Genomic DNA, 24,725 nt, shown 5'->3' on the forward strand with positions numbered 1-24,725 from the left:
CGGGCTCCGCTCGTCCTGGGGGCGGCGTATGTGCCGTTTCACTCCCCCGCCGACGCGTGCTCCGCGGCCGTCCGGACATCGATCTCCCGCCAGAATCCGGCCCGGATCGCGTACCGGTCGTGCTCATCGATCTGGTCGTCCTTGTGGGCGAGCAGCCCGAACCGGGCGGCGTAGCGCAGCAGCTCGCCGTCGATGCGGTGCGGGATCCGCGGGTACATCCCGGAGAGCTTCTGGAGATGGCTCTGGTCGCCGAGCCGCTCCATCCACCGGCGCGCGAACACCTGTCCGACCTCGTAGGGGTCTCCGCCGACGGTGGTGATGTCCTCCTCGCGGTCGGCCCATCGCTGCTCCGCCGTGGTGAGCTGGGCGAGCGTCGGCATGGTGGCGACCTCGGGCGGCTCGGCGGTGGCGCCGGGCCGGTCCACCCAGCCCTTGTCGGAGGACCAGCGCAGGGTCGCGCTGGCGGGGTGCGGGGCGGCCGGTGCGCCGGGCCCGCGCAGGGCGGCCAGGTCCTTCGGCGTGGGCACGCCCTTCGGCGCGGGCACCCGGTCCTGGGTGCCGTTCTCCGTGGCGGCGGCCGGTGCCCGGTGCTCGCGCTCCTCGGTGGGCCGCTCGGCCGCGGCGAGCGCGGAGTCGGGCAGTGGCGCGGAGAGGATCGCGGCGATCTCGGGCCGGGGCGCGGGCGGCGGCGCGCAGATCCCGCCGAGCTCCTTGGCGCGTACGGCCTTGTTGATCCACGTACGGTCCAGCACGCGCCGCTCGTCGGCCTCGGCGACCAGGTCCTCGGACTGGTTGTAGTCGCCATCGGCGGCCTGGACGGCCCACAGGTGCACGGCGACGCCGTGTTCCTTCGCGGCCATCATGCCCGGCAGCAGATCGCCGTCGCCGGTGACCAGCACGATGTCGGAGCAGGCCCGGTTGCGGGCCAGTTCGGTCAGCTCGGCGTGCATCGCGGCGTCCACGCCCTTCTGGGCCCAGCGTCCGTCGCTACGGGTCAGCGCGCCGAGGCGCACGGTGACCCGGGGCATCACGCGCAGCCTGCGGTGCTCGGGCTGCGGGACGCGGTCGGGGGCGCCGTCGAACCAGTAGATGCGCAGCAGCGGGCGCTCGGTGTCCGACTCGGCTCGCTCGCGCAAACCCTGGATCAGGGCGGTGTGATCGACGGTGATCCGGGAGCGGGAGGGCTCTCCGGCGAGGAGTGAGGCGGCGGCCCCCAGCAGATACCCGGCGTCCACCAGGACGATGCAGCGGTCCACGCGATCCACCCTCTTTCCGGGAGGTTTGCTTCGGGCTTCCTTCGAGTCTGCCCGACCTCGCGAAGGTTAACGGCCGGAACTCGATCTTCGGCGTGGCGTTTCGGGGTGAGCGGCCCGAACGAGCGCCGTCACGCACCGTAATCTTCCGAAATGCGTCCCTTGTCAGCCTATGTGAATCTGGTCGCGGCCCTGGCCCCTAGATCCCCCACAGGAGGCAGATCACCATGGCCAAGAACAAGAACCGTGACCGAAAGCAGCCGCAGTCCGAGCGCGGACAGCAGCAGGCCCAGCAGTCCTCGATGGAGGCGCAGGCCGAGCAGCGGATGTCCCAGGTGACGCCGAGCGACATCGCGCGCAAGGGCAAGCAGAAGAAGTTCGGTCACAACTGACATCTTCATAACGGGCCGTTGAAGGCCAGGCACATGGAGAGGGGCGCATCCGACACGCGGATGCGCCCCTCTCGCCTGTCCTCTGTCCTCGCTAGCCGGCCAGGCAGGACGGGCCGAGCAGCACCTTGAGGTCGCCGAAGAGCGCCGGGTCCGGCTTCACCCGGTGCCGGTCCAGACGCAGCACGGTCGTCCGGGTCGGGCCCTGGAGCTTGATCCGGACCTCGCTGTCGCCCTTGTGGTGGCTGAGGATCTCGCCGAGGCGGCTGACCATCGGAGGGGTGACCTTGACCGCGGGGATGGTGAGGACGACCGGGGCGTTGGTGCCCGCGTTCGACAGGTCCGGCACCATCAGCTCCATGGCGACCAGCCGCGGCACGTCCTCGCGCTTGTCGAGGCGTCCCTTGACGAAGACCACCGCGTCCTCGACGAGCTGGGTCGAGACGAGCTGGTAGGTCGCCGGGAAGAACATGCACTCGATGGAACCGGCCAGGTCCTCGACGGTGGCGATGGCCCAGGCGTTGCCCTGCTTGGTCATCTTGCGCTGGAGGCCGGAGATGATGCCGCCGATGGTGACGACCGCGCCGTCCGCGTGCTCACCTCCGGTGAGCTGGGCGATGCCCGCGTCCGCCTTGTCGGACAGCACGTGCTCCAGGCCGAAGAGCGGGTGGTCGGAGACGTACAGACCGAGCATCTCCCGCTCCTGGGCGAGCAGATAGGTCTTGTCCCACTCGTCGGTGGTGAACTCCACGTCGAGCCCGAAGCCGGGCTCGTTGCTCTCCTCCTCGCCCATGCCGCCGAAGAGGTCGAACTGGCCCTCGGCCTCCTTGCGCTTGACCGCGACCACGTTGTCGATCATCGAGTCGAAGTGCGCGGTGAGGCCCTTGCGGGTGTGCCCCATGGTGTCGAACGCGCCCGCCTTGATCAGCGACTCCGTGGTCCGCTTGTTGCAGGCGACGGCCTCGACCTTGTCGAGGTAGTCGGGGAAGGAGGCGTACTTGCCCTTGGCCTTGCGGCTCTTGATGATCGACTCGACGACGTTGGTCCCGACGTTGCGCACGGCCTCCAGGCCGAAGAGGATCACGTCGTCGCCCTGGGCGGCGAAGTTGTGCACCGACTCGTTGACGTTAGGCGGCAGCACCTTGATGCCCATACGACGGCATTCGTTGAGGTAGATCGCCGACTTGTCCTTGTCGTCCTTGACGGAGGTCAGCAGCGCGGCCATGTACTCGGCCGGGTAGTTCGCCTTGAGGTAGGCCGTCCAGTACGAGACCAGTCCGTACGCGGCCGAGTGCGCCTTGTTGAAGGCGTAGCCGGCGAACGGGACCAGGACGTCCCACAGGGCCTGGATGGCCTCGTCGCTGTATTCGTTCTTGCGGGCGCCGGCCTGGAAGATGGTGAAGTTCTTCGCCAGTTCCTCGGGCTTCTTCTTGCCCATCACGCGGCGGAGGATGTCGGCCTCGCCGAGCGAGTACCCGGCGATGATCTGGGCGGCCTTCTGCACCTGCTCCTGGTAGACGATCAGGCCGTAGGTGACGGCCAGGACCTCCTCCAGGGGCTTCTCCAGCTCCTTGTGGATCGGGGTGATCTCCTGGAGCTTGTTCTTGCGGAGCGCGTAGTTGGTGTGCGAGTCCATGCCCATCGGGCCCGGACGGTAGAGCGCCGACACGGCGGAGATGTCTTCGAAGTTGTCGGGCTTCATCAGGCGCAGCAGCGAGCGCATGGGGCCGCCGTCGAACTGGAAGACGCCGAGGGTCTCACCGCGCTGGAGCAGTTCGAAGGTCGTCGGGTCGTCGAGCGGCAGCGCCAGCAGGTCGAGGTCGACGCCCTTGTTGGACTTCACCATCTTGACGGCGTCGTCCATGATCGTCAGGTTGCGCAGGCCGAGGAAGTCCATCTTCAGCAGGCCGAGCGACTCGCACTGCGGGTAGTCCCACTGCGTGATGGTCACGCCGTCGGTGTGCCGCACCCAGATCGGGGCGTGGTCGACGATCGGCTCGCTGGACATGATCACGCCGGCGGCGTGCACGCCCATCTGCCGGACCAGGCCCTCGACGCCCTTGGCGGTGTCGATGACCTTCTTCACGTCCGGCTCGTTCTCGTACATCGCCCGGATCTCGCCCGCCTCGCTGTAGCGCGGGTGGGAGGGGTTGGTGATGCCGTCGAGGTCGATGCCCTTGCCGAGGACGTCCGCGGGCATGGCCTTGGTGAGCCGGTCGCCCATCGCGTACGGGTAGCCCAGCACGCGCGCGGAGTCCTTGATGGCGTTCTTCGCCTTGATCTTGCCGTAGGTGCCGATCATGGCGACCTTGTCGGAGCCGTACTTCTCCGTCACGTACCTGATCACCTCGACGCGCCGACGCTCGTCGAAGTCGATGTCGACGTCGGGCATGGAGATGCGCTCGGGGTTGAGGAACCGCTCGAAGATCAGACCGTGCGGGATCGGGTCGAGGTCGGTGATGCCCATGGCGTAGGCGACGATCGAGCCGGCCGCCGAGCCTCGGCCGGGGCCGACCGCGATGCCCTGCTTCTTGGCCCACATGATGAAGTCGGCGACCACGAGGAAGTAGCCCGGGAACCCCATCGAGATGATGGTGTCCATCTCGTACTCGACCTGCTTCATGCGGTCGTCCGGAATGCCGTCCGGGAAGCGGCGGTTCATCCCGCGCATGGTCTCCTCGCGGAACCAGGAGACCTCGGTGTAGCCCTCGGGGATGTCGAACTTGGGCATGAGGTTCCGCTCCTGGAACATGCCCGTGGTGTCGACCTGCTCGGCGACCAGGAGGGTGTTGCGGCAGCCCTCCTGCCAGGCGTCCGAGGAGTCGACGGCGTACATCTCGTCCGTGGACTTCAGGTAGTAGCCCGTGCCGTCGAACCGGAAGCGGTCGGGGTCGGAGAGGTTCTTGCCGGTCTGGATGCACAGCAGGGCGTCGTGCGCGGTCGCCTCGTGCGCGTAGGTGTAGTGCGAGTCATTGGTGACCAGCGGGGGGATGCCGAGCTTCTTGCCGATCTCCAGCAGGCCGTCGCGGACCCGGCGCTCGATCTCGATGCCGTGGTCCATCAGCTCCAGGAAGTAGCGGTCCTTGCCGAAGATGTCCTGGTACTCGGCCGCCGCCTTGAGTGCCTCCTCCTCCTGACCGAGCCGCAGCCGGGTCTGGAGCTCGCCGGAGGGGCAGCCGGTGGAGGCGATGAGCCCCTCGGACCACTGGGAGATGGTCTCCTTGTCCATCCGGGGCCACTTCTGGAGCCAGCCCTCGGCGTAGGCGTCGGAGGAGAGCTTGAAGAGGTTGTGCAGGCCCGTCGCGCTGGCCGCCCAGATCGTCTTGTGGGTGTAACCGCCCGAGCCGGAGACGTCGTCCCGCTTCTGGTGCGGCTGACCCCACTGGATCTTGCGCTTGTTGCGCCGGGACTCGGGGGCGACATAGGCCTCGATCCCGATGATCGGGGTGACTCCGGCCTTCTTCGCGGAGTGGAAGAAGTCGTACGCGCCATGGAGGTTGCCGTGGTCGGACATGGCGATGTGCGTCATGCCCATCTCATTGCACGCGTCGAACATGTCCTTCAGCCGCGCGGCACCGTCCAGCAGCGAGTACTGGGTGTGGACGTGCAGGTGCGTGAACGGCGGCTTTGACACGGTGCGGCCTCCAGGGGAAACACTCGGCGACGGGCTGGCGGACAGTTCTGGGGTCAGCGTCGAAGTCTATGCCGCGGCACTGACACTCGGCGGGCACTCCGACGTACGGTCGTGCGTTGGAGACGGCAGAGACGCTGTCGTACATGCACTGCACCAGGAGGCACCCAGCGATGTCGGTCCCGAAGCTCAGCGACGAGCAGCGCGGCGAGGAGATCCTCGCCGTATTCGACACCGCGTTCGGCGAGCTCCTGGCCGCCGACCCGGCCGCGTTCCGCGTGAAGTTCCGCAAGATGGCGGCCTCGGCGTTCGCGTTCTACCGCGGTACGGCGTGCCTCTTCTACCACGACCTCGACCCCGAGAAGCGGGGCGGGCCATTCCTGGACGAGCGCACCTCGCGGGTGTGGATCCACGGCGATCTGCACGCGGAGAACTTCGGCACGTACATGGACTCCACGGGCCGGCTGATCTTCAATGTCAACGACTTCGACGAGGCCTATGTCGGCCCGTTCACCTGGGACCTCAAGCGCTTCGCCGCCTCCGTCGCGCTGATCGGGTACGCGAAGGCGCTCAGCGACGAGCAGATCACCGAGCTGGTGCGGGTGTACGCGGGCGCGTACCGCGAGCGGATCCACGCGCTGGCGACCGGCGCCAAGCGCGACGAAGTCCCGCCGTTCACCCTGGACACCGCCCAGGGGCCGCTGCTGGACGCGCTGCGCGACGCCCGCGCGCTGACCCGGTTCGGGCTGCTGGACTCGATGACCGAGATCCGTGACTTCGAGCGCCGGTTCGCCCCGGGCGGCGGCTCCATCGAGCTGGACGCGGCCACCCGCTACAAGGTGCTGGCCGCCTTCGACGGCTATCTGGAGACGCTGCCGGAGTCCTCCCTGAGCCGCCCGGACTCCTACCGCGTGAAGGACGTCGTGGGCCGCCGCGGCATCGGCATCGGGTCGGCCGGGCTGCCGTCGTACAACATCCTGCTGGAGGGCAACAGCGACGCCCTGGAGAACGACGTCGTGATCTACATCAAGCAGGCCCAGACCCCGGCGGTCTCCCGGCACATCACCGACGCGGCGATCCGGGACTACTTCCAGCACGAGGGCCAGCGCACGGTGATCTCCCAGCGCGCGCTCCAGGCGCACGCCGACCCGTGGCTGGGCTGGACCGAGCTGGACGGCGCGGGGCAGCTGGTCGCGGAGGTCTCGCCGTACGCCGTGGACCTCGACTGGGGCGACATCGACGACCCGGAGGAGATCGCGGCGGTCGTCGCGGACCTCGGCCGGGCGACGGCGACGATGCACGCGGCGGCGGACGACACCTCCGGTGAGTCCCTGGTGCCGTTCTCCACCGAGCGGGCCATCGACGCGGCCATCGCGGCCGACGAGGACGGCTTCGCCGAGCTGCTGGTGGGCTTCGCGCACGACTACGGCGCCCGCGCGCGTGCCGACCACCAGGTCTTCGTGGACCTGTTCCGCAACGGCCGGATCCCCGGCCTGTGACCGCCCGCCCTGACCGACCGCCTGTGACCCAAGGGGCGTTCACAGGGCGCCTTTAGGGCTCCCTTACACCCCTCCGTGACAGACTCTCCTGCGCTATGGACATATCCGGGATCCGACTGCGAGCACTGCGCGCGGCGCTGTTCACGGCACTCGTCGTGACACTCAGCACCGCGTCGCACGTGCTGCTGTCCCGGGTCCCGCTGCCGCTCAACACGGTGGCGCTGGTCGCGGCCACCGTGTTCGTCGTCGCCTACGCGCTGGCCGGGCGCGAGCGCGGCTTCGGGCGGATCGCGGCGCTGCTGATCCCGCTGGAGCTGGCCGCCGACACCGTCTTCACCACCGGCCAGCACGCCTGTTACGGCACCGCGGCCGGCCCGGTCGCGGGCCCGCTGCGCTCGGTCGGCCTGGACGTGCTGTGCGGTGACGGCACCCGGGTCGGCACCGCGCTGACAGCGGTCACCGAGCGGACCGGCACCGACCGGCTCGCCGACCTGCTGGCCCACGCCGATCCGCAGACCGCCTGGCTGCTGCTCGGCGCCCATGTCTCGGTCGGCCTGCTCGCCGCCGCCTGGCTGCGCCGCGGTGAGCGCGCGCTGGCCCAGCTGCTGCGGGCGGTCGCGGCCACCACCTTCCGGCCGCTGCTGCTGGCGGTCGCCGCCGTGACGGTCCGGCCGGCCCGGTCGGTCCGCCGGCTGCCCCGCCCCGGCCGCCGCACCACCGCCGCCCGTGAGCGGCTCCTCGTGCACTCCCTGGGACGGCGTGGACCGCCGTGCTCGGCCGCTTTCGCCTGAGCACAGCACGTCCACCCCTATGTCTTCCGCGCACATGACGTGCGCGCGTCCCCATGGAGAGAACCCACATGAGCAAGCGGAACAGCCAGGCTGCGAAGACGGCTGCGCGCGAGCGGCTGCGCGTCGAGCGTGAGCGCGAGGCCAAGCGGGCCAAGGTCAAGCGGCAGGTCGTGGTGGCCTGTTCGGTCGTCGGTGTGCTGGCCGCGGCCGGCGGCATCGGCTACGCCGTCGTGCAGTCCAACAAGCCGGGCCACTGGGAGGCGGTGCGCGACGAGAAGGTCGTCGCCCCGGCCAACACCACGGGCACCGACGGCACGACCGTCGTCATCGGCAAGGACAGCGCCAAGAAGACCCTCAAGGTCTACGAGGACCCGCGCTGCCCGGTCTGCGCCTCCTTCGAGCAGGCGGTCGGCTCGACCGTCGAGAAGGACGTCGAGGACGGCAAGTACAAGGTCCAGTTCGTCGGCGGCACCTTCCTCGACGGCGACTCCCTCGGCGACAACAAGATCGGCAGCAACGGCGAGGGCTCCAAGAACGCGATGAGCGCCCTCGGTGCCGCGCTGAACGTCAGCGACGAGGCCTTCCTCCAGTACAAGGCGGCGCTGTACTCGGCGAAGTGGCACCCGGAGGAGTCGGACGACAAGCTCAAGAGCGACGACTACCTGATCGACATCGCCGGCTCCGTCGACGCGCTGAAGAACAACACCAAGTTCCAGAACGCGGTGAAGAACGGCACCTACGACGCCTGGGCGCTGGCCATGTCGAAGACCTTCGACACCAACAAGGACGACGTCACCGGCACCCCGAGCCTCGTGATGGACGGCAAGACGCTCACCACCGAGCAGGGCAACCCCCCGATGACGGTGGCGGAGTTCAACACCCTGGTCGACGGGGCGCTGAAGGGCTGAGCACGGCCCGAACGGCCCTACCGACAGACGAAGAGCGGGCGAACTTTTACGAGTTCGCCCGCTCCCGTTCATACCGGTCAGTAACCTGATCGCTCGTGACCAGTCGATACAGATCACCCGAGCCGCTCAACACGCTTGCCCCGCGCCGCCGTACGGTCGTCAAGGCCGCGGCGGCCACCGCTGTCCTCGCCGGACCGCTCGCCGCCGCGATCCCCGCCGGGGCCGCCAACGCCGCCCCCGCCTTCCTGCACGGCGTGGCCTCCGGCGACCCGCTGCCCGACGGCGTCCTGCTGTGGACCCGAGTGACCCCGACGCCCGAGGCGACCCCCGGTTCCGGGCTCGGCCCGGACACCGAGGTCAGCTGGACCGTCGCCACCGACAAGGCGTTCACGCACATCGTCGCCCAGGGCTCCACCAAGGCGACCGCCGCCGCCGACCACACGGTCAAGGCGGACATCCGGGGCCTCGCGCCCGCCACCGACTACTGGTTCCGCTTCTCCGCGGGCGGTACCACCACCGCTCCGGCGCGCACCCGCACCGCGCCGGCGACGGACGCCGCCGTGGCCGGACTCCGCTTCGGCGTGGTCTCCTGCGCCAACTGGGAGGCCGGCTACTTCTCCGCGTACCGCCATCTCGCGGCCCGTGGCGACCTGGACGCCTGGCTGCATCTCGGTGACTACATCTACGAGTACGGCACCGGCGAGTACGGCACCCGCGACACCGTCGTACGGCCGCACGCCCCGGCGCACGAGATCCTCACCCTCGCCGACTACCGCACCCGGCACGGGCGTTACAAGACCGACGCCGACCTCCAGGCGCTGCACGCGACCGCGCCCTGCGTGGCCATCTGGGACGACCACGAGATCGCCAACGACGCCTGGTCCGGCGGCGCCGAGAACCACACCGAGGGCGCCGAGGGCGCCTGGGCCGCGCGCCAGGCCGCCGCCAAGCAGGCCTACTTCGAGTGGATGCCGGTGCGTCCGGCCATCGCCGGCACCACCTACCGCAGGCTCCGCTTCGGCAAGCTGGCCGACCTCTCCCTGCTGGACCTGCGCTCCTTCCGCTCCCAGCAGGCCGCCACCGGCAACGGCGACGTGGACGACCCGGACCGCACGCTCACCGGGCGCGCCCAGCTGGACTGGCTGAAGGCGGGCCTGAAGTCCTCGGACACCACCTGGCGGCTGGTCGGCAACTCGGTGATGGTCGCGCCGTTCGCCATCGGCTCGCTCTCCGCGGAGCTCCTCAAGCCGCTCGCCGAGCTGCTCGGGCTGCCGAAGGAGGGCCTGGCCCTCAACACCGACCAGTGGGACGGCTACACGGACGACCGCCGAGAGCTCCTCGCCCACCTGCGCTCCAACGCCATCCGCAACACCGTGTTCCTGACCGGCGACATCCACATGGCGTGGGCCAACGACGTGCCGGTGAACGCCGGTACGTACCCGCTGTCCGCCTCGGCCGCCACCGAGTTCGTGGTCACCTCGGTGACCTCCGACAACCTCGACGACATCGTCAAGGTCCCCGAGGGCACGGTCTCCGCGCTCGCCTCGCCGGTCATCCGGGCCGCCAACCGGCACGTCCACTGGGTCGACACCGACCGCCACGGCTTCGGTGTCCTGGACATCACGGCCGGCCGCGCGCAGATGGACTTCTACGTCCTGTCCGACCGCACGAAGGCCGACGCGACGGCGTCCTGGACCCGCTCGTACCGCACCCGCAGCGGCACGCAGAAGGTCGAGCGGACGTACGACCCCGTGTAAAACCCCTGTTTCAGCAGCGATTTTCAGCCACCGGCGGGTGGCGCGTACCGGGCCCCGAACCCGGCCGCGCCACCCGCCGGTGCGTTTCGTTCACCCGGTTTGTTCGAGATCCGACGAGCTCCCGATTGGCCGAAACGTTTCTCTCCTGATCTGGCCATGTACACGTAATCTCCGGGCGGCGGCCAGGAAGACCCCTGCGCCCGTCCTCCCCAACGCAGCAGCCAGGAGTCAGCATGCGTGCGCTCGCCCGGATGACCCCCACTACTCGCAGACGCCTCATAGGCACGGCCATGGTGGCCGGATCCCTGATGTTCTCCCCCTTGTCCGCGCCCACGGGTGTCGCGGCGGCCCAGACTCCGGCCGCCGACTGCGCCGAGGAGGAGACCGGCCACGCCGCGGCCCGCGAGGCCCGCCCCGGGCACGGCGAGTCGGTCGCCGAGCCCAACGAGATCAGCGCCGCCAAGGCCCAGGCCATGGACGCGGACCTGAAGAAGAAGCTGGACAAGCTGCCCGCCTCGGGCAACCGCAGCCTCGCCGCTGCCGCCTCGACGTCGATCCCGGTGTACTTCCACGTCATCCACGACGGCGCCACCGGCCAGCTCAGCTCTTCGGACATCACCGCCCAGATGAACGTGCTGAACTCCGCCTTCGCCGGACAGGGCAGCGGAAACACCGACTCCGGCTTCCAGTTCACGCTGGCCGGCACCGACTACACCGACAACGCCGCCTGGTACACCGTCGGTTACGGCTCGGCGGAGGAGAAGGCGATGAAGTCCGCCCTGCGCGAGGGCGGCGCGAACGCGCTCAACGTCTACACCGCCAACATCGGCGGCGGGCTGCTCGGCTGGGCGACCTTCCCCAGCTCCTACAAGTCCAGCCCCTCGATGGACGGCGTGGTCCTCCTCGACGCCTCACTGCCCGGCGGCTCGGCCACCCACTACGACGAGGGCGACACCGGCACCCACGAGGTCGGCCACTGGATGGGGCTCTACCACACCTTCCAGGGCGGCTGTAACGGCAACGGCGACTACGTCGACGACACCGCCGCCGAGAAGAGCGCCGCCTACGAGTGCCCCGAGGGCCGGGACACCTGCACCCGCAAGGCGGGCACCGACCCGATCCACAACTTCATGGACTACACCTACGACGCCTGCATGTACCAGTTCACCGCGGGCCAGGTGACGCGCATGCAGCAGCACTGGGCGTCCTACCGCGCGGCCGGCTGACCCTGCTGAAGGCTGTCGAGGAAGCCGAGCGCCACCCGCCAGGTGGCCTCGGCGGCCTCGGCGTCGTAGTCCGGCAGGTCGGGGTCGGTGTACAGATGACCGGCCCCGGCGTACCGGTAGACCTCCACATCGGCCCCCGCCCTGCCCATCTGGAGATACCACGCGCTCAGCCAGTCGTCGGTCTCGAACGGATCGGGCTCGGCGACATGCAGTTGCACCGGCAGTTCGTCCACCGAGGCGTTGGCGGCGATGTCGGAGGTGCCGTGCACAAGCAGCAGACCGCGCGCCTTGTCGTCGCCGAGGGCGAGGGTCTGCGCGATGGAGGCGCCGAGCGAGAACCCGGCGTAGACCAGGCCCCGTTCGGAATAGGGGGCGGCGGCCAGGACGGCCCGCTTGAGCAGTTCGTCCTTGCCGGTCAGCTCGTTGAACTCCATGCCCTCCTCGACCGTCTCGAACGTGCGCCCCTCGAAGAGGTCCGGTGTCCACACCTGGTGTCCGGCGGCGCGCAGCCGGTCCGCCGCCGCGTGCACCGCGGGCCGCAGACCGTACGTCGAGTGAAAGAGCATGATGTTCATGAAGCCATCGTGCCAGTACGGTCGAACCCATGGAGAACGTACTGCGCCCGCTGATCGTCGTCGGTGGCTCGGTCGTGCTCACACTGCTCATCGGGTGGGCCACGGACCTGCTGCTGCGCAAGGCAGACGCCCGGCACGGTGAGACCCCGCTGTGGGGTCTGCTGCGCCGCGGCCGGATCCCCTACCAGCTCGTGCTGTGCACGGCCCTGCTGAGAGGGTCGTACGACTCGGCACAGGTGCTGGAGGAACACCGCGTGGGGATCGGGCAGATCCTGACGCTGGTACTGATCGGCTCCACGGCCTGGCTGGTGATCCGGATCGCGGCGGCGGTCGTGGAGACGACCTACACCCGCTACGCGCGCGTCCACCGCGATCCGGCGCGGGTGCGCCGGGTGCGGACCCAGGTGACGCTGATCACACGCGTGGTCGCGGCGGTCGTCGGTGTGGTGGCCGTCGCGGCGATGCTGCTGACGTTCCCCGCGATGCGGGCCGCCGGTGCCTCACTGCTGGCCTCGGCGGGCATCCTCGGCATCGTCGCGGGCGTCGCCGCACAGTCGACGCTGAGCAATATGTTCGCGGGGCTCCAGATCGCCTTCGGCGACATGGTGCGCATCGGGGACACGGTCGTGGTGGACGGTGAGTGGGGCACCGTCGAGGAGATCACGCTGACGTTCCTGACCGTCCGCACCTGGGACGAGCGCCGCATCACCATGCCGGTGTCGTACTTCACCTCGAAGCCCTTCGAGAACTGGTCCCGCGGCGGCGCCCAGATGACCGGCATCGTCTACTGGCACCTCGACCACTCGGCCCCGCTGGACCTGATGCGCGAGCGGCTCCGCGACATCCTGCGGGAGTGCCCGGCCTGGGACGGCCGCGCCTGCGACCTCTCGGTCACCGACTCCACCGCGAGCACCCTCCAGGTCAGGGCCCTGGTCACGGCCAAGGACGCGGACGACATCTGGCAGGTGCGCGTGACGGTCCGCGAGCAGATGATCGGCTGGCTCGCCACCAACCACCCCTACGCCCTCCCCCGCGTCAACACGGCGGACGCGTCCCTGCCGCCGGGCATCCCGGCCCCGGTCCGCTCCTCGGACGGCCCACCGCCCCGACGGGCCCACGAGCCCCCGCGGACGGGCCGCTGACCGAGGGCACGGCCCCGGGGGCGGTCACCGCAGGCTGCGTACGTCGAGATGGCGCAGCACCCGGTCCACCACCTCCGGGTCCGCCCCGGGTTCGCTGCGCGCCGCCAGCACCTCGTGCCGCGCGGCGCTCAGCATCTCCCGCTGGATCCGCCGCACCCGCTTGATCTTCCGGTGCGCCTCCCGCCGCTCCTCGTCCCCCATCTCGGGCGAGATCCGCACCCCGATGTCGAAGGCCCGCCGCAGCATCTGCTCGGACAGCTCCTCCGGCAGCTCCTCCACCGCCTCGATCTCCCGCAGCCGCCGCTTCGCCGCCTTGGCCGCCCGCACCGCCAGCGCCTTCTCGAACTCCTTCTCTCGCGCCGTGTCCGCCCGCACCCCCAGCAGCCGCACCAGCGACGGCAGGGTCAGCCCCTGCAGCACCAGCGTCCCCATGATCACCCCGAACGCGATGAAGATGATCTCCTCCCGGTTGGGGAACGCGGACCCGTCGTCCACCGTGAGGGGAACCGCCAGGGCGAGCGCGACGGAGGCCACGCCCCGCATGCCGGACCACCACATCACGACGGTCTCCCGCCAACTCATGGGGATGTCCTCGTCATGGTCGCGCCGGGCATGCAGTCGCTTGGTCAGCCAGGTCGCGGGCAGCAGCCACAGCAGCCGGACGAGCACCACCACACCCACCACCGCCGCCGCCCACCCCAGCAGCTCGCCCCACCGCCCGGACGCCGTCCGCACGGCATTGTGCAGTTCGAGCCCGATCAGCCCGAAGGCGACCCCGGTGACGAGCGTGTCGACGACGTTCCAGAACGTGTGCCCGGCGAGCCGGGTCATCACATCGTCCGCGTCGGTGGCGTACTCCGAGAGGAACAGCGCGGTGGTCAGCACGGCCAGCACGCCGGACCCGTGCAGCTCCTCGGCGAGCACATAGGCGGCGTACGGCACCAGCAGGGTGAGGCCGATCTGGAGCGTGGCGTCCCCGAGCAGATCCATCAGCCGGTTCGCGCCCCAGCCCAGGCCGAGCCCGACGATCAGGGCGACCACCGCGGAGAGGACCAGTTCGAGGCCGGCCTTCCAGAAGGAGAACGAACCGGTGACGACGGCCGTGATGGCCACGTGGTACAGCACGATCGCGGTGACGTCGTTGAAGAGCCCCTCACCCTCCAGGATCGACACCAGCCGACGCGGCAGTCCCAACTGCCCGGCCACCGCGGTCGCGGCCACCGGGTCCGGCGGCGCCACCAGCGCGCCGAGGGCGACGGCGGCGGCGAGCGGCAGCCCGGGGATGATCGCGTTCGCGGTGACGGCCACGAAGAAGGTCGTCACGAACACCAGCGCCACGGCCAGCAGCAGAATGGGCCGCACATTGGCGGCGAACTGCCGCCAGGAGGTCCGCCGCACCGCCGCGTAGAGCAACGGCGGCAGCAGCAGCGGCAGGATCAGATCGGGCGGCACCTCGACATTGGGGACGAACTCCAGCAGCGCGAGGCCGATCCCGAGCAGGGTCATCAGCACCGGCGCCGGCAGCCCGAACCGCTCCCCCACCGGGACACTCACCACGGCCCCGAGCAGCAGCACGAACAACAGGGCCAACTGATCCACGGTCAGCTCCGGCGGGGTCGGCGTTCACAGGGGCAGGGCCCCAAGCCTGCCACGGCACCACGCCCACCAGCGCTTTCGGCGCCCTGAGCTACACCTCGCGCCGCATCGCCCGATGCGGCATCCCCGCGTCGGCGAACTCCGGTCCGTACGCCAGGTACCCGAGCCGCTCGTAGAAGCCCAGCGCCTGGGTCTGCGCGTGCAGATCGACGGCCGCCAGCCCACGCGCGCGGGCCGCGTCCTCGATGGCCCGCACCAGGGCGGCGCCGATACCGAGGCCGCGCGCCGCCTTGGCCACCGCGAGCCTGCCGAGCGAGCCCACGGTCAGGTCGTCGCCGACCTTCGCCGCCGCGGCCTCGCCGTACAGCAGGCGCCCCGCCCCGAGCGGTACGCCGTCCTCCCGCACGGCCAGCACATGCACCGCCACGGCGTCGTAGGCGTCGTACTCCAGCTCCTCGGGCACGCCCTGCTCGCCGACGAAGACCTCGCGGCGCACCGCGAAGCACGCCTCACGGTCGGCGGCGTCCGTCGCGACCCGCACCGCATACGGCGGAAGGGTCATCCGTAGGTCTCCTCACGCACCTGGTCCAGGGCCTGCTGCAGGTCGTCCGGGTAGTCGCAGGAGAACTCCACCCACTGCCCGTCCCCGGGGTGCTCGAAGCCGAGGCGCACCGCGTGCAGCCACTGCCGGGTCAGCCGCAGCCGCTTGGCGAGGGTGGGGTCGGCGCCGTACGTCAGGTCACCGACGCAGGGGTGCCGGTGGGCCGCCATGTGGACGCGGATCTGGTGGGTGCGCCCGGTCTCCAGCTTCACATCGAGCAGCGAGGCCGCGCGGAACGCCTCGATGAGGTCGTAGTGCGTGACGGACGGCTTGCCGTCGGCCGTGACCGCCCACTTGTAGTCGTGGTTGGGGTGCCGGCCGATCGGCGCGTCGATGGTGCCGCTGGTCGGGTCGGGGTGCCCCTGGACGAGCGTGTGATACCGCTTGTCGACCGTGCGCTCCTTGAACTGGCGCTTCAGCGACGTGTACGCGTACTCGGACTTGGCGACGACCATCAGACCCGAGGTACCGACGTCGAGCCGGTGCACGATGCCCTGCCGCTCGGCGGCGCCGGACGTCGAGATCCGGTACCCGGCGGCGGCGAGCCCGCCGATGACGGTCGGCCCGGTCCAGCCCGGCGACGGATGCGCGGCGACCCCGACCGGCTTGACGATCACGACCACGTCATCGTCGTCGTGCACGATCTCCATGCCCTCGACCGGCTCGGCGACCACCTGCACCGGCGCGGGCGCCGTCGGCATCTCGACCTCCAGCCAGGCGCCGCCGCGCACGCGCTCGGACTTGCCGACCACCGTGCCGTCGACCAGCACCTTGCCCGCCGCGGCGAGCTCCGCGGCCTTGGTACGGGAGAAGCCGAACATGCGGGAGATGGCGGCGTCGACGCGCTCGCCCTCCAGGCCGTCCGGCACGGGCAGGGTACGGATCTCGGGAATCGTGCTCACCCGTCGAGTATGCCGGACGGGTGAGACAGTCCCGAACGCCTGTGGATGGCGCTCAGTCCTTGTGGACGGTGCCGTCCGGGTCGAGCCCCTTGAACGACAGCAGCACGATCAGGATGCCGCCGCACACGATCGCCGAGTCCGCGAGGTTGAACACGGCGAAGTGCTTGGGCGCGATGAAGTCCACGACAGCGCCCTCGAAGACGCCCGGCGAACGGAAGATCCGGTCGGTGAGATTGCCCAGCGCACCGCCCAGCAGCAGACCGAGGGCGATGGCCCAGGGCAGGCTGTAGAGCTTGCGGGCGAGCCGGGCGATCACCACGATCACCGCCGCCGCGATCACCGTGAAGATCACGGTGAAGGCCTCACCGAAGCCGAAGGCCGCGCCCGCGTTGCGGATCGCCTCGAACTTCAGCCAGTCCCCGATGATCTCGATCGGCTCGTGGTGCTCCAGCTTGGCCACCACGAGCATCTTGCTGACCAGGTCGAGAACGTACGCGAAGGCGGCGACCGCGAACAGCACGGCGATCCGGCGCTTGCCCCTGGGCCGCGCCTCGCCGACCTCCTGCCCCTCGGCGCCGGATGACTGCTCCGGCTCGGCCTCAGCCCCGTCCGGGGAATCCGGCGTACCGATGATGCGCTCCGCCTCTGCCACGTGAGTCCCTCAACCTAGGTACCTGACTGAGGACGAGGGTACGGCACGCCCGACCGGGCCCTCAGTACCGGCGTTCCTGCTTCTGCTTGCACTCCACGCACAGGGTCGCGCGCGGAAAGGCCTGCATACGGGCCTTTCCGATCGGATTGCCACAGTTCTCGCAGAGCCCGTAGGTGCCCGCGTCCAGCCGCTCCAGGGCGCGCTCGGTCTGGGTGAGCATCTCCCGCGCGTTGGCGGCGAGCGCCAGCTCGTGCTCCCGCGTGATGTTCTTCGTCCCGGTATCGGCCTGGTCGTCCCCGGCGCCGTCCCCCGAGTCCCGCATGAGACCGGCGACCGACTGCTCGGAGGAGGTGATCTCGTTCCGCAGCCGCTCCCCCTCGGAGAGCAGCTCGGCGCGGGCCTCCTCGACCTCCTCGGGGGTCCAGGGGTCCTCACCGGGGCGTACGGCGAGCTCGCCCGGTTCCACCGCCGCGGCGACGCGCGCCTTGGGAACGGCGGTCTTGGCCGCCGTGGCCGTGCCAGGAGTCTTCTTCGCAACCACCGTCGTGGCTCCCGTCTGCTCCGCGGCCTGGGCCGCGCCCGCCTTCTTGGCCGTGCTCTTCTTGGCCGCGCTCTTCTTCACGGCAGCCTTCTTGGCCACGGTTTTCTTGGCCGCGGCTTTCTTGGCTGTGGACTTCTTGGCAGTGGTCTTCTTGGCGGGCGCCGCCTTCTTCGCCGCCGCCTTCTTCGCGGTGCTCTTCTTGCCGTTCACATCCTTGGCCGCATCGTCGGAGGCTTTCGTGGCCCTGCCGGACGCCGACTGCTGTACGGCGGTCTTCTTCGCCACCATGGCCGCGGCCCCTTCACATATTGTGATCTTGCACGCGAATCGTGCTGGGACGATAAATCGACTTGAGCCCCGCGGCAACGGGGCACACCGCCCGATTCGCCCGCCTCGCGCACGTCGCACGGCCGACATGCATCCGTTGTGCCCAGCTCCCTGCCCGGTAACCCGCGCGGCGAACCGTCCCGGAATCCGAACACCCGTGCCACGCCATTCGGGTCACCGCGAGCCGCACCCGGCACCCTCCCGCGGCGCCCGGAAAACCGGTCGGCCACCGTCCCCGCGGCGCCGTACACTGGGCGGAGCGAGAAGCGTGGATGGGGACGAGTAGCGGCGTACGCAGCCCAGAGCGACCCGGGGACGGTGGGAGCCCGGGGGCGAGCGCGACGTGAAGATCACCCCGGAGCCGCCGGAAGAAGACCCTCCCAGGGTTGGTAGACCCGGCATCGCGACCCCAATGAGGGGGCTCACCGAGGCACACGGGCCATCGGCGGGCCAAGGAGGGTGGTACCGCGGGAGCGCGCCGCAGCCGGCGCAACGCAAGACGTAGCTCTCGTCCCTCCGGACGGAAGGCAGCAAGTCCGCCGGAGGAAGCCCGCAGATGACAAAGCCGACGTACCGCCAGGTACCCGCCCAGGTCGACCTGCCCGCGCTGGAGCACGCGGTGCTCGATTTCTGGCGCGAGCAGAAGATCTTCGCCAAGAGCCTGGAGCAGTCCGAGGGCCGCCCCGAGTGGGTGTTCTACGAGGGCCCGCCCACCGCGAACGGCATGCCCGGCGCCCACCACATCGAGGCCCGCGTCTTCAAGGACGTCTTCCCCCGCTTCCGCACCATGCGCGGCTACCACGTGGCCCGCAAGGCCGGCTGGGACTGCCACGGCCTGCCGGTGGAGCTGGCGGTCGAGAAGGAGCTCGGCTTCTCCGGCAAGCAGGACATCGAGGCGTACGGCATCGCCGAGTTCAACGACCGGTGCCGCCAGTCCGTGACCCGGCACACCGACGCCTTCGCCGAGCTGACGACCCGCATGGGCTACTGGGTCGACCTGGACGACGCGTACCGCACGATGGACCCCGAGTACATCGAGTCCGTCTGGTGGTCGCTGAAGGAGATCTTCGGCAAGGGCCTGCTGGTCCAGGACCACCGCGTCGCCCCCTGGTGCCCCCGCTGCGGCACCGGCCTGTCCGACCACGAACTGGCCCAGGGCTACGAGACGGTCGTCGACCCGTCCGTCTACGTCCGTTTCCCGCTCACCTCCGGTCCGCTGGCCGGCGAGGCCGCCCTCCTGGTCTGGACGACGACCCCCTGGACGCTGGTCTCCAACACCGCGGTCGCCGCCCACCCCGAGGTCACCTACGTCGTCGCGACCGACGGCGAGGAGAAGCTGGTCGTCGCCGAACCGCTGGTCGCCAAGGCCCTCGGTGAGGGCTGGGAGACCACCGGCCAGTCCTTCACCGGCGCCGAGATGGAGCGCTGGACCTACCAGCGCCCCTTCGAGCTGGTGGAGTTCCCGGAGCCCGCCCACTACGTGGTCAACGCCGAGTACGTCACCACCGAGGACGGCACCGGTCTGGTCCATCAGTCCCCCGCCTTCGGTGAGGACGACCTCAAGGTCTGCCGCTCCTACGGTCTGCCGGTCGTCAACCCCGTCCGTCCGGACGGCACGTTCGAGGAGGACGTCCCCCTGGTCGGCGGCGTCTTCTTCAAGAAGGCGGACGAAAAGCTCACCGAGGACCTCCAGCAGCGTGGCCTGCTCTTCCGGCACATCCCGTACGAGCACAGCTACCCGCACTGCTGGCGCTGCCACACCGCGCTCCTCTACTACGCGCAGCCGTCCTGGTACATCCGCACCACGGCCATCAAGGACCGCCTCCTCCAGGAGAACGAGAACACCAACTGGTTCCCGGACACGGTCAAGCACGGCCGCTTCGGCGACTGGCTCCAGAACAACATCGACTGGGCGCTGTCCCGCAACCGCTACTGGGGCACCCCGCTGCCGATCTGGCGCTGCGAGGACGACCACCTCACCTGCGTCGGCTCCCGCGCGGAGCTCACCGAGCTGACCGGCACCGACCAGTCGGGCCTCGACCCGCACCGCCCGTTCATCGACGACGTCACCTTCGCCTGCCCGCAGTGCGAGAAGACGGCCACGCGCGTGCCGGAGGTCATCGATGCCTGGTACGACTCGGGTTCGATGCCGTTCGCGCAGTGGGGTTACCCGTACAAGAACAAGGAACTGTTCGAGTCCCGCTACCCGGCGCAGTTCATCAGCGAGGCCATCGACCAGACCCGCGGCTGGTTCTACACGCTGATGGCGGTCGGCACCCTGGTCTTCGACAAGTCCTCCTACGAGAACGTGGTCTGCCTCGGCCACATCCTCGCCGAGGACGGCCGCAAGATGTCCAAGCACCTGGGCAACATCCTCCAGCCGATCCCGCTGATGGACCAGCACGGCGCCGACGCGGTCCGCTGGTTCATGGCGGCCGGCGGCTCCCCGTGGGCGGCCCGTCGCGTCGGCCACGGCACGATCCAGGAGGTCGTCCGCAAGACCCTGCTGACGTACTGGAACACGGTCGCCTTCCAGGCCCTGTACGCCCGTACGTCCGAGTGGGCGCCCTCCGCGGCCGACCCGGCCCCGGCCGACCGTCCGCTGATCGACCGCTGGCTGCTGTCCGAACTCCACGCGCTCACCGACCAGGTGACGCAGGCTCTGGAGGCGTACGACACCCAGCGCGCCGGCAAGTTGCTGTCCGGGTTCGTCGACGACCTGTCCAACTGGTACGTCCGCCGCTCGCGCCGCCGCTTCTGGCAGGGCGACAAGGCCGCGCTGCGCACGCTGCACGAGGTCGTGGAGACCGTCACCAAGCTGCTGGCCCCGCTGACCCCGTTCATCACCGAGCGGGTCTGGCAGGACCTGGTCGTCCCGGTGACGCCGGGCGCCCCGGAGTCGGTGCACCTGGCGTCCTGGCCGGAGGCGGACCTGACCGCCATCGACCCGGAGCTGTCGAAGCAGATGGTGCTCGTCCGGCGTCTGGTGGAGCTCGGCCGTGCCACGCGCGCGGAGTCGGGCGTCAAGACCCGTCAGCCGCTGTCCCGGGCCCTGGTGGCGGCCACGGGCTTCGACACCCTCGACCCCGAACTGCACACGCAGATCACCGAGGAGCTGAACGTCTCGTCGCTGGCGTCTCTCTCCGATGTCGGCGGCAGCCTGGTGGACACCACCGCGAAGGCCAACTTCCGCGCCCTGGGCAAGCGTTTCGGCAAGCGTGTCCAGGACGTGGCGAAGGCCGTCGCGAACGCCGACGCGGCCGCGCTGTCCTTGGCCCTGCGCGAGGGCACGGCGTCGGTCGGGGTCGACGGTGAGACGATCACCCTCGCCCCGGACGAGGTGATCATCACCGAGACCCCGCGCGAGGGCTGGTCGGTGGCGTCCGACGCGGGCGCCACGGTCGCCCTGGACCTGGAGATCACGGAGGAGCTGCGCCGAGCCGGTCTGGCCCGGGACGCGATCCGCCTGATCCAGGAGGCGCGCAAGAACAGCGGCCTCGACGTGGCCGACCGGATCGCCCTGCGCTGGACGGCGACGGATGCGGCGACGGTCGCGGCGCTGTCGGAGCACGCGGAGCTGATCGCCGACGAGGTCCTTGCGACGGACTTCGCCCAGGGCGAGGCGGACGACGGCTACGGCGCCCCGTTCACGGACGAGGGACTGTCCCTGGTCTTCCGCCTGCGCAAGGCGTAAGCCGGAGGAAGAGCGCAGAGGGCCCGGTCTCCAGGTCGGAGGCCGGGCCCTCGTGCGTGCCCTCGCTGTCAACCCGCGTAAAAGGGGCGGGCCCCGGATCGAAATCCGGGGCCCGCCCCTTTTGAACGCTGCCGACGCCTAAGGCGTACTACTGGCCGTCAGTTGTCGTCCTCGTCGATCAGGAACCCGCGCATCGGCGAGGGAGCCTGACCCATCGGGGACGGACCCTGCGGACGCACCGGCGCCATCGGCTGGGTCATCGCCGGGGACATCTGCTGCTGGCCGCCGTAGGAGGGGGCCGCCGGAGCGGGACCGCCACCCATGCCCGGGTTGCCGCCGTAGGACGGGGCACTCGCACCGGCCGGGGCCATCGACGGCGCCGGGGACGGCGGCAGCGAGGCGGTGGCCGGGGTGCGCGGCGGGGCCAGCGAGTCGTCGGCCTGGGTCTCCAGCTGACGCAGCTGCGACTCCAGGTAGGACTTCAGCCGCGTGCGGTACTCGCGCTCGAAGCCGCGCAGGTCCTCGACCTTGCGCTCCAGCGTGGCGCGAGCGGACTCCAGGGAGCCCATCGCGACGCGGTGCTTCTCCTGCGCGTCCCGCTCCAGGGCGTCGGCCTTGGCTCGGGCGTCACGCTCCAGACCCTCGGCGCGCGAACGCGCCTCGCCGACGATCTTGTTGGCCTCGGAACGGGCCTCGGCGATCGCCTGGTCGGCGGTCTGCTGGGCCAGCGAGAGGACACGGGCGGCGCTGTCGCCACCGGGGCCCTGACCGGGGCCGCCCATCGGACCGCCCATGGGGCCGCCCATCGGACCGCCCATCTGCTGCATCGGGGGCTGACCCATCGGACCGGGACCCTGGCCCATCGGACCGGGACCCTGCGGGCCACCCTGACCGCCGGGACCGGCGGGCAGCTGCGGGGCACCGCTCGGCAGCTGGGGCGGGCCACCCATGGGGCCACCCATCTGCTGCTGCGGCGGGCCCGATATGCCGGCCGGCACCGGGGCGCCCGGGCCTCGCATGCCCTGCTGCGGCGGCATACCCTGCGGCGGCATACCCTGCGGGGGCATACCCTGTTGCGGCGGCATACCCTGCTGGTCCTGCGGCTGCTCCGGAGGCTTGCGCATGTTCTGCTGATTCTGGGCAGCAGCACGCGTGGCCGCGGCCAGTTTGGCGCGCAGGTCCTCGTTCTCGCGGAGCAGGCGGGTCAGCTCGGCTTCGACCTCATCGAGGAAGGCATCGACCTCGTCCTCGTCATAGCCTTCTCGGAGGCGGACGGTCGTGAACTGCTTGTTCCGCACGTCCTCGGGGGTCAACGGCATCTCTTCACCTCAACGTAGTCGTCGGCATTCGGCAAGACGGTAGGTCACATCGCTCATCACAGCCGGCTCACGATCGAGATCAGGATGTAGACGATGATCATCAGTACGAAGAAGGACAGGTCGAGCGCCACGCCCCCGAGACGCAACGGCGGAATAAACCGCCGCAGAAGCTTGAGCGGTGGATCAGTGACAGTGTAGGTGGCCTCCAGAACGACCACCATCGCCTTGCCGGGTTGCCATGAGCGGGCGAACTGGAAGACATAGTCCATGACCAACCGGAAGATCAGCACGATGAGGAAGCACATCAGCGCGATGTAGACGACATCCAGGACCACGCTCATGACCCTTGCTTCCCTCTCCCCAGTTTCCGTGCTGCTGCGGTACCGCGTTGTGTAGCTCTTGTACTGCTTTTTCCGGTTGTGCGTCTCAGCTCTGGTTGAAGAACCCGCCCTCTGCGATGCGGGCCTTGTCCTCCGCCGTGACATCGACGTTAGCAGGCGACAACAGGAACACCTTCTGCGTCACCCGCTCGATGCTGCCGTGAAGACCAAACACCAAACCAGCCGCAAAGTCGACAAGTCGCTTCGCGTCTGTGTCATCCATCTCAGTCAGATTCATGATCACCGGGGTGCCCTCACGGAAGTGTTCCCCGATGGTACGGGCCTCGTTGTAGGTCCGTGGGTGAAGCGTGGTGATCCGGTACGGCTCTCGTTCCGACACGACCTTGGGCATGATCACCGGCGCGTTCTTCTCCAGGCTCTGACGTTCTTGTGTGATGGACGCCACGGGCGCGATGCGCGCCGGGCGCCCGGATTCCGCGGCTAGCGAAGCGGAATGGGGCACCGGGTCGCGCGGAGCCGACGGTTGCACCACTCGTACCGATTCGTCCCTTTGGGACTGGTGTGCACTGTGGGACTGGTGCGACCGCTCGTGCGGCCGGTGGTCCCGCTCCGGCTCGGGGTCGAGTTCCGGTTCGAAGTCGTCATCGGGGTCGAAACCGCGGCCGTCGTACCCATCGTCCTCCACGAGGCCGAGGTAGACCGCCATCTTGCGCATCGCGCCGGCCATGCTCTGAGTCCTCCGCTCTGTGGTGGATCGGCTGACGACTGCCAAGTGCCCGCCATCCACGAGGTCGTTACACCCGCTGCTCAGCGGTAATGACCATATTTTCTGCTGTGGTCCGACTTCCTGGCGACGTTACCCGAGCCTCGCGCGGACTCCGAGTACCGCGCTGCCGACGCGCACATGTGTCGCTCCGGCCGCCACGGCCTGTTCGAGGTCCGCACTCATTCCTGCCGAGACCATGTTCGCAGCCGGATGGACTCGGCGCAGGTCGGTCGACAAATCCATCAACCGCTCGAACGCCGCCTGTTCACGTCCCGCGTACTCTCCGGTCAAGGGTGCGACGGTCATCAACCCGTCGAGCCGCAAACCCGGAGACCCGGCGACCAGACCGGCCAACTCCTCGACCCCGCCCGGCGCCACGCCACCTCGCTCCCCCCGCTCACGCTCACCCGCGTCGAGCGCGACCTGGAGCAGACACCCCACCTCGCGCCCGGCCCGCACGGCCTCCCTGGAGAGGGCCGTCACCAGCTTGGAGCGATCGACGGAGTGCACATGGTCCGCGTAACCGACCACGGATCGCACCTTGTTGGTCTGCAACTGCCCCACAAAATGCCAAGTAAGGGGCAGATCCGAGCATTCCGCGGCCTTCGGTGCCGCGTCCTGGTCCTTGTTCTCGGCGACATGACGCACACCGAGCTCCGACAGGATCCGCACATCGCTCGCGGGATAGGTCTTGGTGACCACGATCAGGGTCACCTCCTCGCGCTTCCGCCCGGCGGAGGCGCAGGCCGCGGCGATACGCTTCTCCACTTTCGCCAGGTTCGAGGCGAGTTCGTCCTTACGTTCCGTCATGCCCC

General features: G+C 69.7%; 20 protein-coding genes. 8 read left to right on the top strand and 12 right to left on the bottom strand.

Translation table 11 applies throughout. The features are described 5' to 3' along the window. Positions 1–38: 38 nt before the first annotated feature. The gene (locus STRCI_RS11335) at positions 39–1,256 is read right to left on the bottom strand and encodes an NYN domain-containing protein (RefSeq protein ID WP_269658765.1); all 1,218 of its coding nucleotides are present in this window, start codon (positions 1,254–1,256) and stop codon (positions 39–41) included. 224 nt (positions 1,257–1,480) lie between these two features. Here STRCI_RS11335 and STRCI_RS11340 point away from each other — a divergent pair, with 224 nt between their 5' ends. Next, a complete protein-coding gene (locus STRCI_RS11340; protein WP_015661094.1) occupies positions 1,481–1,645 on the top strand; it encodes a hypothetical protein in 165 nt (54 codons plus the stop codon). 91 nt (positions 1,646–1,736) lie between these two features. Here STRCI_RS11340 and dnaE read toward each other — a convergent pair whose 3' ends face one another. Further along, positions 1,737–5,276: a DNA polymerase III subunit alpha gene (dnaE, locus tag STRCI_RS11345; RefSeq protein WP_269658766.1), complete on the bottom strand. Its 3,540-nt coding sequence runs from the start codon at positions 5,274–5,276 to the stop codon at positions 1,737–1,739. A 170-nt stretch (positions 5,277–5,446) separates the two neighbouring features. Between dnaE and STRCI_RS11350 the strand changes: the two genes are divergently transcribed. The 5 genes from STRCI_RS11350 (at position 5,447) to STRCI_RS11370 (ending at position 11,454) form a co-directional block, all read left to right on the top strand. After that, positions 5,447–6,772, top strand: coding sequence for a DUF2252 domain-containing protein (locus STRCI_RS11350; protein ID WP_269658767.1), 1,326 nt, complete (start codon positions 5,447–5,449; stop codon positions 6,770–6,772). Positions 6,773–6,867: 95 nt separating this feature from the next. Next, the gene (locus STRCI_RS11355) at positions 6,868–7,563 is read left to right on the top strand and encodes a hypothetical protein (RefSeq protein ID WP_269658768.1); all 696 of its coding nucleotides are present in this window, start codon (positions 6,868–6,870) and stop codon (positions 7,561–7,563) included. Between the two features lie 68 nt (positions 7,564–7,631). After that, positions 7,632–8,471 carry a thioredoxin domain-containing protein gene (locus tag STRCI_RS11360; protein WP_269658769.1) on the top strand — a complete coding sequence of 280 codons (840 nt, stop codon included), beginning with the start codon at positions 7,632–7,634 and terminating at the stop codon, positions 8,469–8,471. A 95-nt stretch (positions 8,472–8,566) separates the two neighbouring features. After that, a complete protein-coding gene (locus STRCI_RS11365; protein ID WP_269658770.1) occupies positions 8,567–10,228 on the top strand; it encodes an alkaline phosphatase D family protein in 1,662 nt (553 codons plus the stop codon). Positions 10,229–10,461: 233 nt separating this feature from the next. Then, positions 10,462–11,454, top strand: a complete 993-nt coding sequence (locus tag STRCI_RS11370) for a zinc metalloprotease (protein WP_269658771.1) — start codon at positions 10,462–10,464, stop codon at positions 11,452–11,454. Here STRCI_RS11370 and STRCI_RS11375 read toward each other — a convergent pair. After that, positions 11,436–12,029, bottom strand: a complete 594-nt coding sequence (locus STRCI_RS11375; protein WP_269658772.1) for a dienelactone hydrolase family protein — start codon at positions 12,027–12,029, stop codon at positions 11,436–11,438. The two genes, STRCI_RS11370 and STRCI_RS11375, sit on opposite strands and share 19 nt — an antisense overlap. Before the next feature lie 29 nt (positions 12,030–12,058). On the opposite strand from STRCI_RS11375, the gene STRCI_RS11380 reads away from it, so the two are divergent. Then, a complete protein-coding gene (locus tag STRCI_RS11380) occupies positions 12,059–13,171 on the top strand; it encodes a mechanosensitive ion channel family protein (protein ID WP_269658773.1) in 1,113 nt (370 codons plus the stop codon). A 24-nt stretch (positions 13,172–13,195) separates the two neighbouring features. Here STRCI_RS11380 and STRCI_RS11385 read toward each other — a convergent pair whose 3' ends face one another. The 5 genes from STRCI_RS11385 to STRCI_RS11405 form a co-directional block, all read right to left on the bottom strand. After that, entirely contained in the window at positions 13,196–14,770 is a 1,575-nt protein-coding gene (locus STRCI_RS11385) for a Na+/H+ antiporter (protein WP_269658774.1), read from the bottom strand. An 88-nt stretch (positions 14,771–14,858) separates the two neighbouring features. Then, entirely contained in the window at positions 14,859–15,329 is a 471-nt protein-coding gene (locus STRCI_RS11390; protein ID WP_269658775.1) for a GNAT family N-acetyltransferase, read from the bottom strand. After that, the gene (locus STRCI_RS11395; RefSeq protein WP_269658776.1) at positions 15,326–16,270 is read right to left on the bottom strand and encodes an RluA family pseudouridine synthase; all 945 of its coding nucleotides are present in this window, start codon (positions 16,268–16,270) and stop codon (positions 15,326–15,328) included. Before STRCI_RS11395 ends, STRCI_RS11390 begins: the two co-directional genes overlap by 4 nt. Positions 16,271–16,322: 52 nt before the next feature. After that, complete coding sequence (gene lspA, locus STRCI_RS11400; protein ID WP_269658777.1) at positions 16,323–16,922, bottom strand: signal peptidase II; 600 nt, start codon at positions 16,920–16,922, stop codon at positions 16,323–16,325. A gap of 61 nt (positions 16,923–16,983) precedes the next feature. Further along, complete coding sequence (locus tag STRCI_RS11405) at positions 16,984–17,751, bottom strand: TraR/DksA family transcriptional regulator (protein ID WP_269658778.1); 768 nt, start codon at positions 17,749–17,751, stop codon at positions 16,984–16,986. A gap of 595 nt (positions 17,752–18,346) precedes the next feature. Here STRCI_RS11405 and ileS point away from each other — a divergent pair. Next, positions 18,347–21,484 carry an isoleucine--tRNA ligase gene (gene ileS / locus STRCI_RS11410; RefSeq protein WP_269658779.1) on the top strand — a complete coding sequence of 1,046 codons (3,138 nt, stop codon included), beginning with the start codon at positions 18,347–18,349 and terminating at the stop codon, positions 21,482–21,484. Positions 21,485–21,642: 158 nt separating this feature from the next. On the opposite strand, the gene STRCI_RS11415 is transcribed toward ileS, so the two are convergent. From STRCI_RS11415 to STRCI_RS11430, 4 genes are all read right to left on the bottom strand, one after another. Further along, on the bottom strand, positions 21,643–22,803 hold the full coding sequence (locus STRCI_RS11415) for a DivIVA domain-containing protein (RefSeq protein ID WP_269658780.1): 1,161 nt from the start codon (positions 22,801–22,803) through the stop codon (positions 21,643–21,645). A gap of 56 nt (positions 22,804–22,859) precedes the next feature. Continuing rightward, entirely contained in the window at positions 22,860–23,144 is a 285-nt protein-coding gene (locus STRCI_RS11420) for a YggT family protein (protein WP_007448661.1), read from the bottom strand. Between the two features lie 85 nt (positions 23,145–23,229). Continuing rightward, positions 23,230–23,871 (bottom strand): cell division protein SepF, encoded by a 642-nt coding sequence (locus STRCI_RS11425; protein WP_269658781.1) that lies wholly within the window; start codon positions 23,869–23,871, stop codon positions 23,230–23,232. Between the two features lie 129 nt (positions 23,872–24,000). Beyond that, entirely contained in the window at positions 24,001–24,720 is a 720-nt protein-coding gene (locus STRCI_RS11430; protein ID WP_269658782.1) for a YggS family pyridoxal phosphate-dependent enzyme, read from the bottom strand. Positions 24,721–24,725: the final 5 nt, after the last annotated feature.

The sequence above is a fragment of the Streptomyces cinnabarinus genome, from assembly GCF_027270315.1.
GTDB classification, from domain to species: domain Bacteria; phylum Actinomycetota; class Actinomycetes; order Streptomycetales; family Streptomycetaceae; genus Streptomyces; species Streptomyces cinnabarinus.

Bases quoted from the DNA above. Each gene is read 5' to 3' on its own strand.
- STRCI_RS11340 (WP_015661094.1), top strand. From the start codon at position 1,481: ATGGCCAAGAACAAGAACCGTGACCGAAAGCAGCCGCAGTCCGAGCGC.
- STRCI_RS11350 (WP_269658767.1), top strand. From the start codon at position 5,447: ATGTCGGTCCCGAAGCTCAGCGACGAGCAGCGCGGCGAGGAGATCCTC.
- STRCI_RS11355 (WP_269658768.1), top strand. From the start codon at position 6,868: ATGGACATATCCGGGATCCGACTGCGAGCACTGCGCGCGGCGCTGTTC.
- STRCI_RS11360 (WP_269658769.1), top strand. From the start codon at position 7,632: ATGAGCAAGCGGAACAGCCAGGCTGCGAAGACGGCTGCGCGCGAGCGG.
- STRCI_RS11370 (WP_269658771.1), top strand. From the start codon at position 10,462: ATGCGTGCGCTCGCCCGGATGACCCCCACTACTCGCAGACGCCTCATA.
- STRCI_RS11375 (WP_269658772.1), bottom strand. From the start codon at position 12,029: ATGAACATCATGCTCTTTCACTCGACGTACGGTCTGCGGCCCGCGGTG.
- STRCI_RS11380 (WP_269658773.1), top strand. From the start codon at position 12,059: ATGGAGAACGTACTGCGCCCGCTGATCGTCGTCGGTGGCTCGGTCGTG.
- STRCI_RS11390 (WP_269658775.1), bottom strand. From the start codon at position 15,329: ATGACCCTTCCGCCGTATGCGGTGCGGGTCGCGACGGACGCCGCCGAC.
- STRCI_RS11405 (WP_269658778.1), bottom strand. From the start codon at position 17,751: ATGGTGGCGAAGAAGACCGCCGTACAGCAGTCGGCGTCCGGCAGGGCC.
- ileS (WP_269658779.1), top strand. From the start codon at position 18,347: ATGACAAAGCCGACGTACCGCCAGGTACCCGCCCAGGTCGACCTGCCC.
- STRCI_RS11415 (WP_269658780.1), bottom strand. From the start codon at position 22,803: ATGCCGTTGACCCCCGAGGACGTGCGGAACAAGCAGTTCACGACCGTC.
- STRCI_RS11420 (WP_007448661.1), bottom strand. From the start codon at position 23,144: ATGAGCGTGGTCCTGGATGTCGTCTACATCGCGCTGATGTGCTTCCTC.
- STRCI_RS11425 (WP_269658781.1), bottom strand. From the start codon at position 23,871: ATGGCCGGCGCGATGCGCAAGATGGCGGTCTACCTCGGCCTCGTGGAG.
- STRCI_RS11430 (WP_269658782.1), bottom strand. From the start codon at position 24,720: ATGACGGAACGTAAGGACGAACTCGCCTCGAACCTGGCGAAAGTGGAG.